The sequence below is a fragment of the Candidatus Berkiella cookevillensis genome (assembly GCF_001431315.2).
In the GTDB taxonomy this organism is placed as follows: domain Bacteria; phylum Pseudomonadota; class Gammaproteobacteria; order Berkiellales; family Berkiellaceae; genus Berkiella_A; species Berkiella_A cookevillensis.
In genome coordinates this window covers 2,500,697-2,517,656 of the sequence record NZ_LKHV02000001.1, presented here as the reverse complement: position 1 = coordinate 2,517,656, position 16,960 = coordinate 2,500,697, and the positions used below count along the sequence as shown (strand labels likewise).

Annotated in this window: 17 protein-coding genes; 14 read left to right on the top strand and 3 right to left on the bottom strand. The window is 41.5% G+C overall.

What is annotated here, in order from left to right; genetic code table 11:
• The first annotated feature begins 26 nt into the window (after nt 1–26).
• Nucleotides 27–1,385: a DNA repair protein RadA gene (gene radA, locus CC99x_RS10590; RefSeq protein ID WP_057624119.1), complete on the top strand. Its 1,359-nt coding sequence runs from the start codon at nt 27–29 to the stop codon at nt 1,383–1,385.
• Between the two features lie 68 nt (nt 1,386–1,453).
• Here radA and CC99x_RS10585 read toward each other — a convergent pair whose 3' ends face one another.
• Both CC99x_RS10585 and ettA read right to left on the bottom strand, forming a co-directional pair.
• Nucleotides 1,454–2,116, bottom strand: coding sequence for a hypothetical protein (locus CC99x_RS10585; RefSeq protein WP_141651885.1), 663 nt, complete (start codon nt 2,114–2,116; stop codon nt 1,454–1,456).
• A 357-nt stretch (nt 2,117–2,473) separates the two neighbouring features.
• On the bottom strand, nt 2,474–4,156 hold the full coding sequence (ettA, locus tag CC99x_RS10580; protein WP_057624117.1) for an energy-dependent translational throttle protein EttA: 1,683 nt from the start codon (nt 4,154–4,156) through the stop codon (nt 2,474–2,476).
• Between the two features lie 277 nt (nt 4,157–4,433).
• Between ettA and glyA the strand changes: the two genes are divergently transcribed.
• Genes glyA through nusB form a run of 6 tightly spaced genes read left to right on the top strand, consistent with a single transcriptional unit; the run spans nt 4,434 to nt 9,546 of the window.
• Nucleotides 4,434–5,696 carry a serine hydroxymethyltransferase gene (glyA, locus tag CC99x_RS10575; RefSeq protein WP_057624262.1) on the top strand — a complete coding sequence of 421 codons (1,263 nt, stop codon included), beginning with the start codon at nt 4,434–4,436 and terminating at the stop codon, nt 5,694–5,696.
• Nucleotides 5,697–5,731: 35 nt separating this feature from the next.
• Nucleotides 5,732–6,226: a transcriptional regulator NrdR gene (nrdR, locus tag CC99x_RS10570; protein WP_057624116.1), complete on the top strand. Its 495-nt coding sequence runs from the start codon at nt 5,732–5,734 to the stop codon at nt 6,224–6,226.
• The gene (ribD, locus tag CC99x_RS10565) at nt 6,223–7,413 is read left to right on the top strand and encodes a bifunctional diaminohydroxyphosphoribosylaminopyrimidine deaminase/5-amino-6-(5-phosphoribosylamino)uracil reductase RibD (RefSeq protein ID WP_057624115.1); all 1,191 of its coding nucleotides are present in this window, start codon (nt 6,223–6,225) and stop codon (nt 7,411–7,413) included. The genes nrdR and ribD overlap by 4 nt, the downstream gene beginning before the upstream one ends.
• Nucleotides 7,395–8,543, top strand: coding sequence for a 3,4-dihydroxy-2-butanone-4-phosphate synthase (gene ribB / locus CC99x_RS10560; RefSeq protein WP_057624114.1), 1,149 nt, complete (start codon nt 7,395–7,397; stop codon nt 8,541–8,543). Before ribD ends, ribB begins: the two co-directional genes overlap by 19 nt.
• Nucleotides 8,544–8,573: 30 nt before the next feature.
• Nucleotides 8,574–9,056: a 6,7-dimethyl-8-ribityllumazine synthase gene (ribH, locus tag CC99x_RS10555; RefSeq protein WP_057624113.1), complete on the top strand. Its 483-nt coding sequence runs from the start codon at nt 8,574–8,576 to the stop codon at nt 9,054–9,056.
• Nucleotides 9,046–9,546 (top strand): transcription antitermination factor NusB, encoded by a 501-nt coding sequence (nusB, locus tag CC99x_RS10550; protein WP_057624112.1) that lies wholly within the window; start codon nt 9,046–9,048, stop codon nt 9,544–9,546. The genes ribH and nusB overlap by 11 nt, the downstream gene beginning before the upstream one ends.
• Here the strand turns inward: nusB and CC99x_RS10545 are convergent.
• Nucleotides 9,543–9,920 (bottom strand): ankyrin repeat domain-containing protein, encoded by a 378-nt coding sequence (locus tag CC99x_RS10545; protein ID WP_057624111.1) that lies wholly within the window; start codon nt 9,918–9,920, stop codon nt 9,543–9,545. The two genes, nusB and CC99x_RS10545, sit on opposite strands and share 4 nt — an antisense overlap.
• Nucleotides 9,921–10,132: 212 nt before the next feature.
• On the opposite strand from CC99x_RS10545, the gene CC99x_RS10540 reads away from it, so the two are divergent.
• The 7 genes from CC99x_RS10540 (at nt 10,133) to mnhG (ending at nt 16,946) form a co-directional block, all read left to right on the top strand.
• On the top strand, nt 10,133–10,771 hold the full coding sequence (locus CC99x_RS10540; protein ID WP_057624110.1) for a retropepsin-like aspartic protease family protein: 639 nt from the start codon (nt 10,133–10,135) through the stop codon (nt 10,769–10,771).
• A gap of 207 nt (nt 10,772–10,978) precedes the next feature.
• On the top strand, nt 10,979–13,918 hold the full coding sequence (locus CC99x_RS10535) for a monovalent cation/H+ antiporter subunit A (protein ID WP_057624109.1): 2,940 nt from the start codon (nt 10,979–10,981) through the stop codon (nt 13,916–13,918).
• Entirely contained in the window at nt 13,918–14,259 is a 342-nt protein-coding gene (locus tag CC99x_RS10530) for a Na+/H+ antiporter subunit C (RefSeq protein WP_057624108.1), read from the top strand. Before CC99x_RS10535 ends, CC99x_RS10530 begins: the two co-directional genes overlap by 1 nt.
• Nucleotides 14,256–15,836: a monovalent cation/H+ antiporter subunit D gene (locus tag CC99x_RS10525; protein ID WP_057624107.1), complete on the top strand. Its 1,581-nt coding sequence runs from the start codon at nt 14,256–14,258 to the stop codon at nt 15,834–15,836. Before CC99x_RS10530 ends, CC99x_RS10525 begins: the two co-directional genes overlap by 4 nt.
• Nucleotides 15,833–16,321 carry a Na+/H+ antiporter subunit E gene (locus CC99x_RS10520; protein WP_057624106.1) on the top strand — a complete coding sequence of 163 codons (489 nt, stop codon included), beginning with the start codon at nt 15,833–15,835 and terminating at the stop codon, nt 16,319–16,321. The genes CC99x_RS10525 and CC99x_RS10520 overlap by 4 nt, the downstream gene beginning before the upstream one ends.
• The gene (locus tag CC99x_RS10515; protein WP_057624105.1) at nt 16,318–16,599 is read left to right on the top strand and encodes a K+/H+ antiporter subunit F; all 282 of its coding nucleotides are present in this window, start codon (nt 16,318–16,320) and stop codon (nt 16,597–16,599) included. Before CC99x_RS10520 ends, CC99x_RS10515 begins: the two co-directional genes overlap by 4 nt.
• Nucleotides 16,596–16,946, top strand: coding sequence for a monovalent cation/H(+) antiporter subunit G (gene mnhG / locus CC99x_RS10510; RefSeq protein WP_057624104.1), 351 nt, complete (start codon nt 16,596–16,598; stop codon nt 16,944–16,946). Before CC99x_RS10515 ends, mnhG begins: the two co-directional genes overlap by 4 nt.
• Nucleotides 16,947–16,960 lie beyond the last annotated feature (14 nt).

The window sequence follows — 16,960 nt, the reverse complement described above, 5'->3', positions numbered from 1 at the left end:
GCGAAAAGAATCTTTAGGAGAATTACATGGCCAGAAATAAAATACAGTACCATTGTCAAGATTGCGGTAGCATTGCATCCAAATGGTCTGGTCAATGTTCGGATTGTGGTGCCTGGAACACACTGACAGAGATGGTGATGGTCAGTAGTCATAGTGCCCAAAAAACAGGTGGCTATGCAGGTCAGATCAGTCAAATTAGAAATTTAAATGAAGTTGCTACCACAGATTTCCCGCGTATTTTAACGCAGATGCCAGAGTTAGATAGAGTTCTAGGTGGTGGTTTGGTGGTGGGTTCGGTTGTTTTGATAGGTGGAGATCCAGGTATTGGTAAATCTACACTTTTGCTGCAATCCGTTGCAACGGTTTCAGAAACTCAGAAAGTCCTCTATGTAACCGGAGAAGAATCCTTAGAGCAAGTTTCTTTGCGGGCACAGCGTTTGGGGGTAGGTTCTTTGCCAATGCCCTTATTATCTGAAACTGAAGTCGATAAAATTATTGTAACTGCAACACACATAAAACCTAAAATCATGGTCATTGATTCTATACAAACGGTTTATACCGAGTCTTTGCCAGGTGCACCGGGAGTCGTCAGCCAAGTCCGTGAGAGTGCACAGCGTTTGGTGCAATTTTCAAAGCAAAGTGGTACTGCACTGTTTTTAGTAGGACATGTGAATAAAGAAGGCGCTATTGCAGGACCACGTGTTCTAGAGCACATGGTGGATACCGTTTTATATTTTGAGGGGCAATCTGACAATCGTTATCGCTTATTGCGTGCCTGCAAAAATCGCTTTGGCGCAGTGAATGAACTGGGTATTTTTGCGATGAGTGATAAAGGCTTAAAAGGTGTGATCAATCCATCGGCTATTTTCTTATCCAAGGGTATAGAATCTGGTAGTGGTACAGGTGTCATGGTGACATGGGAAGGTACACGCCCGATGTTGATTGAAGTGCAAGCTTTGGTGGATGAAAGTAAATTAGCCAATCCTAGACGTGTAACCGTTGGTTATGATCCCAACCGTTTGGCCATGTTATTAGCAGTGCTGAATCGACATTGTGGTTTTTTCATGCACCAACAAGATGTATTTTTAAACATGGTAGGGGGCGTTAAAATCATGGAGACTGCTGCGGATTTGAGTGTCTTGATGGCCGTAATTTCAAGCTACCAAAATAAAAAAATTGATAGTAAAACGATCATTTTTGGCGAAGTTGGATTGGGGGGAGAGATTCGCCCTGTGCAAGCAGGTATTGAAAGGATTAAAGAAGCACAAAAACATGGTTTTGAGAGAGCATTGGTGCCGCTTGCCAATCATCCTAAAAAAGAGGTTTCAGGGATTGAAGTGAAAGCAGTTTCAACTTTAAAAGAAGCTGTAGATTACTTATTTTAAATTCAATAAAGAAGGCACTGACAAGCATATCAGAATGATGTGTCCGTCAGTGCAATGAAAGCGCAGAGTTATATACTTGCTACTTTTTTGAAGGTGTTTACTGCATTTCTATCATCTAAGTCTAGTTTAGAAACTTGATTAGGTGTTAATTTAGCATTTAAACGCGTTTGAAGGCCTTGTTGTAGTTTTGCATGGAACAACTGTGTTGTACTAGAGTTGTTGGTTGGGCCAAACTGGCTCATTGCCGTAGGCGCGGGTTGTTGTTCTGGTCCTTGTACAGGCGTAGTGCCAAGACCTAATTTTACACTTGCTTCAACAGCCACATCGCGCATGCTGGCTTTTTCTGCGAGCATAATGGAAAGTTTGCCAATAGCATCATCATAAGTGCCTTCAACCGAATTGCCATCAAATTCAGTTCTTTCACGTGCTTTTTGAGATTGTAGCGCAGCAGCTTGCTCTTCATTGAGGCTTGGATGTTGGGCTTCCCATTCTTCTGCTAAGCGTTTTGCTTCTTTTTCATATTTGAACAATTCTTTGGCTTGTTCTATTTCAGCTTTACTGGGTTTTGCGCCAAAAAAACGCATAAAACCACTGGTATATTGAGGGGGTTCGAAGCCCATCATAGAAGCTGAGAGATCTTCTGTTTCCAAGGAGGGATTTGAGTCTGATACTTCAGAAGCCATTTCTTTTTCATCTTTTACATCTATATCGGGACCTTGCATTGCCATCATTTTCTCCTTGAGTTCTTTTAGTTAATCGAGAATAGCTAAAATCTTATCATTCCATATGACTTTTTATTAAAGACAAATCACATTGCCACAAACACAGGCCAAAAAATAGCTTGTGTTATTTTACATCGCATCAAAAAATATAATTTACTGATATTGCTAGTAAATTTTATTTTTAATGTTTGATTACTAAGATTGATGCTTTGTGCTTTAATACAGTAATGTTAAAAACTATGATTTAGTCAAGCAATTATTAATTATTACAGAGGTGGGGTGCTTACAAAGAAAAAAGAGAGAGAATACAAGCAAGAAGAAGAGAGAGGATAGGCGCTGTGTGATACCTATCCTCAAGAAAGCTACTTAAGTCACATCTTCTAACTTTTTATAGCGTATACGATGTGGTTGAATAGCTTTGTCACCTAAGCGCTCATGGTAGTCTTTTTCATATTCTGTATAACTACCTTCAAACCATTTAACTTGGCTGTCGCCTTCAAAGGCAAGAATATGAGTCGCAATTCTGTCTAAGAACCAGCGATCATGCGAAATAACGAGGACGCAACCTGGGAAGCCTAATAGCGCTTCTTCAAGTGCACGTAAGGTTTCAACGTCTAAATCGTTGGTTGGCTCATCTAATAATAAAACGTTGCCGCCGGTTTTTAAGAGTTTTGCCAAATGCACGCGGTTGCGTTCACCCCCGGATAAATTGCCAATTTTCTTTTGTTGATCGCCACCTTTAAAATTGAAGCGCCCAACATATGCTCGTGAAGGCATAGAGAATTGTCCCACGGTGATGAAGTCTAATCCATCTGATAATTCTTCCCATACGGTAACATTATCATTCAAACTATCACGAGATTGGTCAATATAAGACAATTGTACCGTGTCACCATGTGTGATGCTTCCAGTATCTGGTTGCAATTCTTTGGTCATCATACGAAATAAAGAGGTTTTACCCGCACCGTTGGGTCCAATGATGCCGACGATTGCACCTCTGGGTACTTTCAAACTTAGATTTGCGAATAATAATTTATCACCCATGTTTTTAGAAATATCTTTTAATTCGATGACATTTTCACCTAAACGTTCACCGGGTGGAATGTAAAGTGCATCAGTTTCCATTCTCTTTTGAAAATCTTTTGATGCCAGTTCTTCATAATTACTGATACGTGCTTTGTTTTTCTTACGTCGACCTTTGGGATTTTGACGTACCCATTCTAATTCAGATTCAACTGCTTTTTGATGTGCTTGCTCTTGTTTTTGCTCTTGTTTTAAGCGAACTTCTTTTTGTTCAAGCCAGCGACTGTAGTTACCCTCAAACGGAATGCCATAACCACGATCTAATTCTAAAATCCAACCAGCGACATTATCTAAGAAGTAGCGATCATGGGTTACAGCAATGACTGTGCCTGGAAAATCTTGTAAAAATCTTTCTAACCATGCAACACTTTCTGCATCTAAATGGTTGGTAGGCTCATCGAGCAATAAGACATCTGGATTAGAGAGTAGCAATTTGCATAAAGCAACACGGCGTTTTTCACCACCCGATAATTGAGTGACATCCGCATCCCAAGGGGGGAGTCTAAGAGCATCTGCTGCGATATCAAGCTTTCTGTCTAGATCCCAAGCACCGGCAGCATCAATGGCATCTTGCAGTTTGGATTGCTCATCCAAGAGCTTTTGCATTTGATCGTCATCCATGGGCTCTGCAAATAGATTGCTGATTTCATCAAAACGATCCAGCATGGATTTGGTTTCTCTGACACCATCTTCAATATTGCCTCGAACATTTTTGTTGGGATCCAGACGTGGTTCCTGAGGTAGATAGCCAAATTTTAGATTCTTTTGGTATGTTATTTCACCAACATATTCTTTATCTTCACCGGCAATAATGCGCAGTAGGGTAGATTTACCCGCGCCGTTTAGACCTAAAACACCGATTTTGGCGCCGTAGAAGAAAGAAAGAGAAATATCTTTGATAATTTCTTTTTTAGGCGGTACAACTTTAGCAACGCCAATCATTGAGAAAATGGTTTTTTGACTCATCGTGATTCCTAGTAGTAAACAATCAGTAGGATTTTACCACTTAATGTCGCATAACGGGACAAGCACCACAGATTGCATAGATATATTCAGTTTTTCGCCTCATCTTGGGATGAAAAACGAGCGCCAACGATTTAATAGCGTATATTTATGCCCATAATTCAATTTTGGGATGGGCGAAACCAGTCTACTGAGTTAAAATAGGTCAATTTTTTAGGTTGTTATGCCAGCAAAGCTTGGCATTCAGCTCCATTCATCCGGCCATGGGAGAAAGATAAAAATGTTTAGCCAAGATATGCATATCAAAGGATTTGACGATGAGTTAGCTGAGGCTCTTGTAAATGAGACTAAGCGTCAGCTTGAACATATTGAGCTGATTGCCTCTGAAAACTATGCGAGTCCAAGAGTTTTAGAAGCACAAGGCTCTGATCTAACGAATAAGTACGCAGAAGGCTATCCAAAGAAGCGTTACTACGGTGGTTGTGAGCATGTCGATGTGGCAGAGCAGTTAGCCATTGATAGAGCAAAAGCATTATTTAAAGCAGATTATGTGAATGTACAACCTCATTCAGGTTCACAAGCAAATCTAGCTGCTTACATGGCCTTGATCGAGGCAGGCGACACAATTTTGGGTATGGATTTGGCGCATGGTGGTCACTTAACCCATGGTGCTAAAGTGAATTTTTCCGGCAAATTATATCATTCTGTCTTGTATGGCATTAATGACCAAGGTGTGCTGGACTATGATGTGATCCAAGCACTGGCAACAGAGCACAAACCTAAGTTGGTTGTTGCAGGTTTCTCTGCTTATTCTGGTATCGTGGATTGGCAGCGTTTTCGTGAAATTGCTGACAGTGTCGGTGCTTATTTATTGGTGGATATGGCGCATGTTGCGGGGCTGGTGGCTGCGGGTGTTTATCCCTCACCCGTTCAGATAGCAGATGTGACAACCACCACGACCCACAAAACTTTACGTGGCCCACGCGGTGGCTTAATTTTAGCCAAAGCCAATCCTGAAATTGAGAAACGATTGAGTTCTTTAGTTTTTCCTGGCACACAAGGTGGTCCTTTAATGCATGTGATTGCTGCAAAAGCAGTGGCACTTAAAGAAGCCATGCAGCCTGAATTTGTTGATTACCAAAAACAAGTTGTCAAAAATGCAAAAACTTTGGCACAAGGCTTACAAAATCGTGGGTTTAAAATTGTTTCTGGTGGTACAGATAATCATTTGTTTCTCGTTGATTTAATTGCAACCGGCATGACAGGTAAAGAGGCAGATGAAGCGCTTGGTAAGGCAAATATTACAGTTAATAAAAATGCAGTACCCAATGACCCACGTTCTCCTTTTGTGACCAGTGGTTTGCGTATTGGTACACCCGCTGTGACAACGCGTGGTTTCAAAGAAGCACAAATGCATCAATTGGCTACTTGGATTGCAGATGTTTTAGATGATGTCAATAATCAACAAGTGCAGCAACGTGTTCAAAAAGAAGTGGTAGCACTTTGTCGTCAATTCCCTGTTTATGGACCACCAAAGGCATAGATATTAGGATATTTTAGAGGGAAAAAGGAGAAAGTATGCGTTGTCCCTTTTGTCTTGGATCAGAAACGAAGGTCATTGATTCACGTGAAGCAAATGACGGCGATCAAATTCGCCGTCGTAGAGAGTGTTTGGTTTGTAAAGAACGATTTACAACCTATGAGTTTGCCGAATTGTCGTTTCCACGGGTTATCAAGCGCGATAATACAAGAGAAACCTTCAATGAAGATAAGTTAAAACGCGGCATGGTAAAAGCGCTTGAAAAACGTCCTGTGAGTACAGAAAAAATTGAAAGTGCTCTTTCACGCATTAAACGTCGTTTACGCGCGCTGGGTGAAGGGGAGGTGAGTTCTGAAGTGTTGGGCGATTGGATGATGGATGAATTGCGTGAAATCGATGATGTTGCCTATGTGCGTTTTGCGTCTGTGTATCGAAGTTTTCAAGATGTGAAGGCTTTTGAGGAAGAAATCAAACGTCTTCATGAGGAAAAAAGAGAAGAAGAGACAGTAATAGGTGAAATGATACAATCATGATGAAACAAGATGAGATATTCATGCATCAAGCCTTGCAAATGGCATGCATGGGGCAATATTCTGCGCGTCCTAATCCCTTGGTAGGTGCTGTTTTAGTACGAAATGGACACGTCATTGCCAAAGCATTTCACGCACAAGCCGGTAAAGGCCATGCTGAGAAAGAACTCTTTTCTCAGTATGCAGGGACAATGGAAGATGCCACACTTTACGTCACTTTAGAGCCGTGTTCGCATTTTGGTAGAACACCGCCGTGTGTGGATGAAATCATTGCGCGACGCATAAAGCGCGTTGTGATTGCGACAGAAGATCCAAATCCAAAAGTAAATGGCAAAGGCATACAGCGCTTGAAAGAGGCTGGAATTGATGTCACTGTGGGGGTACAAAGGGCAGAAGCTATTTCTCAAAATGCTGGTTTCTTTCTAAGAATGTTGGAAAATCGTCCATTCGTAAGAGCAAAAGTGGCAATGTCATTAGATGGCAAAGTAGCAATGCATTCTGGCGAAAGCCAATGGATAACCGATGTGCCAGCGCGAGAATCAGGGCACTTATGGCGTGCAAGAAGTGGTGCGCTTTTGACAAGTTGTGAAACGGTTAGCAAAGATAATTGTCAATTGACTGTACGCCATCCTACCTTACCTTCTCTTTTGCCTAAGCAAATTGATTTTCATCCTCCCTTGAAAGTCATTTTAGATAGAACACTAAAGATTCCTGCTTCAGCTAGAATACTGCAACACACGAAAGTGTTGCTTGCTGTGGGGCATGGACTTTCAGAGCAAAAGAAGCAACATTTTCTTTCTCAACTACCCGCTTATCATCAGGTAAAGATTGTTGAATTTCCGCTGGAGAACAATCACATTGCCTTTGGAGCAGTGTTGCAGTGTTTAGCAGAATTAGAAATAAATGATGTCATGATAGAGGCTGGTCCCACGCTTTTGACGGGCTTGTTACAGTCTAAACAAATTGATGAATTATTAATTTATATTGCGCCGAGTCTGATGGGGGCAAATACGCTTGCAATGCAGTCTTTAGAATTCTCTAGCTTAAGTGATGTATTGCGGGGTGATTTCTCTGAAGTAAAAACCGTTGGTAAAGACATTGAAGCAAGAATGCTCATCAGTGATTGGGCAAGAACAAATAACGCTATTATAAAAAACACTCAGGAGTTTGTATGCAGTTTCATTCCATAGAGGAAATTATTGCTGATATCAGAATGGGGCGCCCTGTTGTGATGATTGATGATGCAGACAGAGAAAATGAAGGGGATGTAATATTTGCTGCACAAAAAACAACACCTGAGTTAATTAATTTTATGGCACGCCATGCCAGAGGTCTTATTTGCATGCCGCTTACACAAGAAAAATGTAAGCAATTAAATTTACCGCTCATGGTGCCTACGCGTAATGGTGCAAAATTTGGGACTAATTTTACGCTCTCAATAGAAGCCGCTAAAGATGTGACAACAGGCATTTCTGCGCAAGATAGAGCCACAACCATTTTAGCCGCAGCAAATCCAAATGCGACAGCAGATGATATTGTGCAGCCGGGACATATATTTCCTATTATGGCGCAACCCGGTGGTGTGTTATCGCGTGCCGGTCACACGGAAGCAAGCACAGATTTAGCACGATTAGCAGGACTTGAGGCAACGGCTGTCTTGTGCGAAATCATGAATGAAGATGGTACAATGGCTCGAGGTGATGCACTCTTTGCTTTTTGTGAAACACATCAATTAAAAATTGGCACCATTGCGGATTTAATTGCTTATCGATTAAAAAAAGAAGCGACGGTACATTTGGTACAGGATACTTTTCTCAAAACAAAATTGGGCGAGTTTCAGCTCAAAGTTTTTGAAGATGATATTTCTAAACAGCATCATTATTGTTTTATTAAGGGTAATCCGACAAAAGATAAGGAAGCATTGGTACGTGTGCATGTGCATCAACCCTTGCTCGATCTACCAATTTTTACGCACTTAAGACCCGAAAGTTGGTCCATTGATGCAGCATTAACCGCCATAGAAGCATCGGGGCATGGCGCTTGTGTGCTTATAAGTGATTCAGTTGACCATATCAAAAACATTGAACAACTGGGTTTATTAGAGCATATTCAATCTATTAACCATCCATCGCAAACAGAGATAGATTCTAAAAATTCTACAGCTAAACCAAGGGATTGGCGCTTAATTGGGGTAGGATCGCAAATATTGTCTGCCTTAGGTTTTGGAAAAATACGTGTTTTAGGAAGTGAAAAGCGGTATTATGGCCTGTCTGGATTTGGGCTGACGGTAATGGGTTTTAACTCAGCCGCTGATTGTTAATCAATTCGTTATTTAAAAATTTAGGTGTATATGGACAGAAATATTCGAATGCTTGAAGGGCAGTTTACTCAGCCCAAAGGGCGTATTGCAATCGTCGCTTCACGCTTCAATGAGTTTATTGTTGAGCGTTTAATCACAGGTTGTATTGACACTTTGAAACGTCAAGGCGTACAAGCCGATAACATAGAACTGATACGTGTGCCAGGTGGATTTGAGATCCCACTTGCTTGTCAAGCGGCTGCAGAATCTGGTCGTTTCGAAGGCGTTATTGCTTTAGGCGTAATCATCCGAGGTGCAACCCCCCATTTTGATTATGTTGCAGCAGGTTGTGCCAATGGATTAATGAATGCACAACTCAAAACAAAGGTGCCAATGGCTTTTGGTGTGTTAACCACTGATAGCATTGAACAAGCCGTTGAACGTGCAGGTACAAAAGCAGGTAACAAAGGAATTGATTGCGCGCTAGCCTTAATTGAAATGTTAGATGTATTGGAGAAAGTGCGTGGAAGATAAGCCGAAGTTTCGCGTCAATATGCGCCATGAAGCCCGTAAATTGGCTGTACAAACCTTATATGCCTGGCAGTTGTCAGGTAATTCTATGGAAAGCATTAAAGAAGATTTGTTTGATAGTGAGCCGTCTATTTTTGATAAGCCCAAAGTGTTTGATACTGAATATTTTAATGAAATCACACAGTTGGTAACTTATCATGCTCAGCAATTAGATGCCTTATTACAGAACTGTTTAGATCGCGATATTTCTCAACTCAATCCTGTAGAACATGCTATTTTGCGTATCGGTGCCTTTGAATTAAAGTACCGTACTGAAATTCCTTATCGTGTAGTATTAAATGAAGCTATTTTATTAGCCAAGCAATTTGGCGCTGTTGAAAGTCATAAATACATCAATGGTGTATTAGATAAATTGACCAGAAACATGCGCTTGCAAGAACAGAGATCATTATCTGTTACGCCTCACAAAACAAATCAAGTGGCTGCTGGTTAATGCAGCCCTTGGATTTTATCTAAAATTCCCTTTCTGAAAGAGCAAATCATATGAATATATTTTTTGCTCTTTTCTGGTAGTTTTATAAAGAATGGCTGATTGCTCGCTAAATGTGGGCAAGCGCCTTTTTCAAGTAATTCATTCATCAATTGTGTATTGCCGTGTGAAGCAGCGATTAGTAAAGGTAAGGGAAAGAAATTTCCTCTTAAGGTCGCTAATTCAGGAAATGAGTTCAAAATAGCGCGTGCTTTAATGCAGTGATTGTTGGTAAGTGCTTGTAGGAAGCGCTCTATTGCTTGAAAGGGGGGCTTGTTTTCACCTTGGATAGCGTATTGCTTTACTTTAATCGTTTCTTCTTTTGCATTGTCTTTCATTTTATCCCCACCCATTTCACGACTACAAATATTGTGTTTTATGGTATCAAACGAGCCGGGTATTATAGAGGTTATTGAGACTAAGTTTATAGCCATTTATCGTTATCTGGCTTAAAATAATATCCGTGTGACTGCAACAAACAGAGTTGGTTTTATTTTAGTGTATACACTGACACATATCTGGTTTTCAATCTTAAGGAAAAGGCGTTGTTATGAAGGTAAAAATAGGGATTCTTGGATTTTGTTGCTTGATGGGCATTTTATCTGCGGTGCAGGCAAGTGAAGTCAAGGTATTAGGCTTATTTTCGGGCAAGGTTTTATTACAAATTGATGGACAGAGTAAGGTCTTGATGGTTGGTGAAAAATACAAAGACATCGAGATTATCAGTGCGGACAGTAAGCATTGTGTGATTAAAAACAATGATCAAGTACAAACTTTGAGCCTGAGTTCCGATGTCAATGTGCAGATGAAAGCACCTAATGATTCTATAGTGAAAATCCGAAAGGACGACCAAGGAATGTATCGTGTTGCTGGAAAAATTAATGAGCACAATGTGAAGTTTTTAGTGGATACGGGTGCGACACAAATGGCAATGAGTTTATCTCAAGCCCATACATTGAGAATTGATCTTCCTAGAGATAACACGATCCAAGTAGAGACCGCTTCCGGCAAAGCACAAGCCTACCAAATTAATCTTCGCTCTGTGAAAATTGGAGATATCGTTGTATATGATGTTCCTGCGGTTGTTGTGGATGGTGATGCGCCAGCAGAAGTGCTCCTAGGTATGTCATTTTTAAAACGCGTAGAAATGAAAGATCAGAATTCTGTTTTAGAACTGAAACACAAGTAAGGCTCGCAACGACAAATTCTTAATTCGTGGGGATCACTCAGGACCCGCTCCTGCAATTATCTTTGCTATAAGCACATGAAATAGCAAGTAGTCTTTACTTAATAAGTATCATATAGTGAGGAAGGGTTGTTTATGTATAGTTTGGAAAGTCCCTAACAAATTATATATTCCAAAAATGCGTCATATTCTAAATAAGTAACGCAGCATATGTCAGATAACTTTTTTCTATTAACCATGACATTTTTGCCTTTTTTTGGGGCATTGAGTATGGTCTTTCTCCCCAAGCATGCGCGAAATGCTACGGTAGCGGTTTCGTGGTTTGTTGCCTTTATGGGCATTTTTTGTGCTTTTAAACTTTATCCTTCTGTTACATCAGGCGTTGTTCGGTGCAACATTGAATGGCTATCTGCTTATGGATTGAACTTTGTTTTCCGCATAGATGGACTAGCATGGGTTTTTTCTTTGCTGGTTTTAATGATTGGTGCGCTGGTTATTTTATATGCGCGTTACTATATGTTGCCTCAAGATTCTATGCGGCGATTCTTCGCTTTTTTTCTGGCTTTTATGGGATCTATGCTGGGGATTGTTAGCTCTGGAGCTTTGATTCAGTTGGTGATTTTCTGGGAGCTGACGAGCATTTTCTCTTTCTTACTGGTTGGTTATTGGCATTATAATGCCAATGCGCGGGATGGCGCATCTATGGCTTTGACGGTGACAGGGACAGGCGGGTTGTGCCTTTTCGTTGGTGTCATTTTGTTAGGGCAGATTGCTGGGAGTTTTGATCTCGACACAGTCTTGGCTTCTGGCGAGATAATACGCCAGCACAGCCTTTATTTGCCGATGCTATGTTTTATTGTAATCGGCGTGCTAACTAAGAGCGCACAGTTTCCATTTTCTTTCTGGTTGCCCTATGCCATGGCAGCCCCCACGCCTGTGAGTGCTTATTTGCATTCGGCGACCATGGTTAAAGCAGGTATTTTTTTGTTGATCCGCTTGTGGCCAGTACTGTCTGGTACTGATGCATGGCTTTATTTAGTGGGGGGGGCTGGTTTAATCTCTTTGCTCTTAGGCGCATACACCGCGATTTTCCAGCATGATTTGAAAGGGTTTTTGGCCTATTCAACGATTAGCCATCTAGGTTTGATTACGCTGCTGCTCGGCTTAGGTAGCCCACTTGCAATGGTTGCAGCCATTTTTCACACCTTGAATCATGCAACTTTCAAAGCTTCACTTTTTATGGCAGCTGGGATTATTGATCATGAAGCAGGTACGCGTGACATGCGTCAGTTGAGTGGCCTATTTCGCTTCATGCCTTTTACAGCGACCTTAGCGATGGTTGCTGCTGCAGCGATGGGAGGCGTACCGTTGCTAAACGGATTCCTATCCAAGGAAATGTTTTTATCAGAGGTCATTGATATTACATTTGTGGGTTGGGCTAATTATGCTTTACCAGTACTTGCAACATTGGCGAGTATTTTTGCTGTTCTTTATTCCTTGCGCTTTATTCATACAACATTTTTTGGGCCTCCCGCGTTTAACTTACCTCAGCAGCCACATGAACCACCGAGATGGATGCGTTTTCCCATTGAAATGTTGGTGCTCATTTGTTTGATAGTGGGCATCTTTCCGCAAAGCACTATTGGTCCATTCCTCTATATGGCTGTGCAGTCTGTTTTAGGTATACATACGCCCAATTATAGTCTTGCTATTTGGCATGGATTTAATCCTGCGATGATGATGAGTTTTGTTGCTTTGCTAGGGGGTAGTACCCTTTACATCATATTTAGAGAAAAGATTAATCATAATGTCATTGGTCCTCCTTTGATTCACCGTGTACGTGGTGGACGCATATATGAGATGACTATAACGGCAGCGACACTCAGTGCACGATGGTTGAAAAGAAAATTAACTACGCGTCGACTACAGCCACAAATGCGTATTATTGCTATGGCCACTTTGGTGGTGGGAGGCATTACAAGCCTTAGTTATGGCTGGCAAATATCGGATAATGTGTCAGCACTAGAGCCTGCCTTTGCTCTGTTGTGGTTGGCAGGTGGTAGTTGTGCAATGGGAGCAGCTTATTTAGCCAGATATCATCGCCTAAGTGCTTTAATACTGGCGGGTGGAGCTGGATTGGCATGTTGTCTTACTTTTGTGTTGTTCTCCGCGCCTGATCTGGCTGTAACACAATTGTTGGTCGAAATTGTTACAACCGTCTTATTGTTATTAGGGCTTCGTTGGTTACCCACACCTCAGCAAGTCGCTGTACCGCTTCAGCATTCTTTTCGTGTCTTCTTACGTCGTGCCTTTGATTTAATCATGGCTGTTGCTATAGGGACAGGAATTGCTGCGCTTTCCTATTCTGTAATGACGCGGCCACTTGAAAATAGTATTTCATCTTTTTTTCTCGAGCACGCTTATGAAGCAGCAGGTGGACATAATGTTGTCAATGTTTTGCTGGTTGATTTTCGGGGCTTTGATACATTAGGTGAGATAACTGTTTTAGGGATTGTGGGTTTGACGGTTTTTGCTTTATTACGTCGTTTTCGTCCCGCTGCCGATAGCCTTGGAAAAACGAAGCAGCAAAAAAATGCACAGCATGATATGGTTTCCAGCAAAGATCGCCCAACAGGAAATGTGGCTAAAGACTATATGATGGTGCCACGCCTCGTTATTCAGTGGTTGTTTCCTGTCATCATTGTTTTCACACTACACCTTTTCTTACGAGGACATGATTGGCCAGGTGGTGGCTTTGCTGCGGGGATGGCTTTAGCAATTGCCTTTCTTTTGCAGTATATCGCTTTTGGTGTTCGTTGGTTGGAAATGCGTTTGAATATTTTTCCACTCTATTGTGTTGGTATAGGGCTTTTGTTGGCAGTGCTGACTGGGATAGGGGCGGTGTTTTTTGGATATCCATTTTTGACTTCTTATTTCCGTTATGCAGAACTACCTATTCTTGGGGCAATCCCGCTAGCCAGCGCTATTATATTTGATTTGGGTGTTTTTGTGCTGGTACTTGGTTCAACGACATTGATACTAATTGCATTGGCGCACCAGTCTATTCGTAAACCACGCGAAGCCATTGAAAGTGCTATAGGTGTCGATGATGCAGCAGTTTCTACTTTGACGCATGATAAGGGGGAGTGATGGAGGCCATTTTAGCGGCTGGTATTGGTATTATGACAGCTGCTGGTGTTTGGTTATTACTCAAACCACGTACTTTCCAAGTCATTATGGGGCTTACTTTAGTTTCTTACAGCGTTAACTTATTCATTTTTTCAATGGGCCGATTGCGCATAGGCGCACCACCTGTATTAGTGGAGAAGGTGGGGAGCCTTGCACAATATGCTGATCCTCTGCCACAAGCCTTGGTTTTGACGGCCATTGTAATTGGTTTTGCTATGACAGCACTCTTTTTAGTTGTTTTGCTTGCTGCTCGTGGTGTGAGTGGTACCGATCATGTGGATAACCAGGAGCCTGAAGCATGAGTGCGTGGATGCAACATCTTGTGATTGTTCCGATACTCCTGCCACTGATTGCAGGTGCCGTTATGCTGTTATTGGATGAGCGGCGCAATAAGAGCAAACGGTTTATCACCTTTATAACAAGCGTAACGCTCCTTGGCGTTTCTGTTGTTTTGCTTAGAAGCAATCAAGAATTTGTTTATCTGATGAGTGATTGGCCTGCGCCATTTAGTATTGTGTTGGTTGCAGACAGATTGTCCAATATCATGTTGGTGCTAGCGAACTTTCTCGGTTTATCCACTTTGATTTTTTCTTTTGCACGCTGGGATAAAGCTGGGCCACGTTTTCATGCTTTGCTGATGTTATTACTCATGGGGGTTAATGGCGCCTTTTTAACCGGCGACTTGTTTAATCTTTTTGTATTTTTTGAGATTTTGTTAGCAGCTTCTTATGGTTTAGCCTTGCATGGTTCTGGGCCTAGACGGATCAAAGCCAGTTTGCATTATATTGCCATTAATTTGGTGGCATCCAGCTTATTTTTGATTGGAACCAGCCTTATTTACGGCGTGATTGGTACTTTGAATATGGCCGATCTTGCTTTGCGTCTTCCTGGGATTACTCCCGATAATATGGGCTTGTTCAGTGCTGGGGTTGCACTGTTGAGTTTAGCCTTCTTAATTAAAGTGGGTATGTGGCCATTAGGCTTTTGGCTGCCGGCAACTTATTTGGCTGCGAGTGCACCTGTTGTGGCTGTATTTTCAATTTTGAGCAAGGTTGGGATCTATTCTGTATTGCGTATGACGGCTTTGCTTTCTGGCTCTGTTGTGGGGGGCGTTTATAGTCAATGTATATTTATCGGTGGCCTATGCACGATTGCCTATGGCTGTATTGCCTCTCTTTCTGCGCGCAGTATGTCACGCATTGCTGTTGCTTGTATCTTTGTTTCATCAGGTACAATTTTGGCGGCCATTGGTATGCGTAATGCTGCTGTGTTGTCAGGAGGTTTGTATTATCTTGTTAATTCCACGCTCGCTATCGCTGCGCTGTTTCTATTAATTGAATTGTTGAATCGTGCGCGCGGTAAGTATGCTTCTATCTTAGCTAAGCCCGTATTTACTGACGAATATCACGATCCTTTTGAAGATGGCACGATAGATGAAGCGCAAATGAGCGTTGTCACACCCGTTGCATTGGCATTGTTAAGTATTGGTTTCTTGGTTTGCGCGCTTTTATTGATTGGCTTGCCACCTTTGTCAGGATTCATTGGAAAGTTTGTGATTATGTCTAGTATCTTAGAAGGGAGGAGCGGTGTTACGCCCTTATCTTGGTTGTTTATTGGATTGATCATAATATCCAGTATAACAATGTTAGTTTCTTTAATGCGTGCGGGTATCAAGGTTTTATGGACGCCAGCAAAGACACTGTCATCTAAGGTTGCTTTTGTTGAATTTATTTCTATTTCAGCTTTGCTGTGTGTTTGTATTCTTTTAACGGTTTTAAGTAATCCTGTTATGCAGCATATTGCGAGAACCTCCGTGTGGTTGCAAACATCGCAACATTATGTCGATGCGGTGATAGCAACAGAAAAGGATATTTTATGAGGTCTTTGTTTCCTTACCCATTGCTGTCGTTGTCCTTGTTGATTATGTGGTTCTTATTGACACAATCTTTCGCGGTTTCTACCCTTGTTTTTGCCATATTGGTAGGGACCATTGTGCCCTTCTCTATGAAGATATTTAATCCTGAGAAACCACGTATTCGTAATATAGGCGCTATTTTTCGTTTGTGTGGCGTAGTTTTGAGAGATATTGTGCGATCCAATATTGCGGTTTTTTCCATCATTGTTGGTTATAAGCGTGGCCACAGAACTTCAGATTTTATTGAAGTGCCTTTGCAGATACAAAATGTTTATGCTTTGTCAGCTTTGGCCATGATTGTTACTGCGACTCCTGGCACATTATGGGTACAGTATGATGCAGAAAATAAAAATTTATTGTTGCATGTGCTTGATTTGGTTGATGAAGAAGCGTGGATCCAATTGATTAAAAATCGTTATGAGCGTTTATTGATGGAGATATTTGAATGAGCTTGGCTGTTTTAGCTTGGGCCTTTAGCATTGCGCATATTATGTTGGCTCTCTCTATGGTGCTTGCTGCTTGGCGCACTGTGATTGGACCCAAAACACAAGATCGCATCCTAGGTCTTGATACTTTTTATGTCAATGCTCTCTTGTTTATTGTCGTGCTTGCTATGCGCACGAGTAGTATGTTGTATCTTGAGGCTGCCTTTGTGATTGCGTTATTGGGTTTTACTGCAACAGCAGCAGTTGCAAAATTTTTGATGCGAGGGGAGGTCATTGAATGACAACCGTGTCTGATCTTCCTTTGTGGGCAGCTTGTCTTATAAGCATTTTGTGTATCATGGGTGCCTTATTAACCTTAGTTGGCAATCTTGGCCTAATTCGACTAAAAAGTTTTTATGAACGTGTGCATGCGCCAACCTTGGGGGCGACTTTAGGTGCTGGTTTCATATTGGTTGCTTCTATTATCTTTTTCTCAATGTTAGAGTCAAAGCTTAATTTATTTTGTGTGCTGATTGCGGTATTTATGACGATAACAACACCCGCAACACTCATTTTAGTTGTACGTGCGGGGATGTATCGAGATCGTAAGGCGCTCTTCAAAGAAGAGAATTCAGAACAGGGCTTATAAAGTGTTAGCCATGT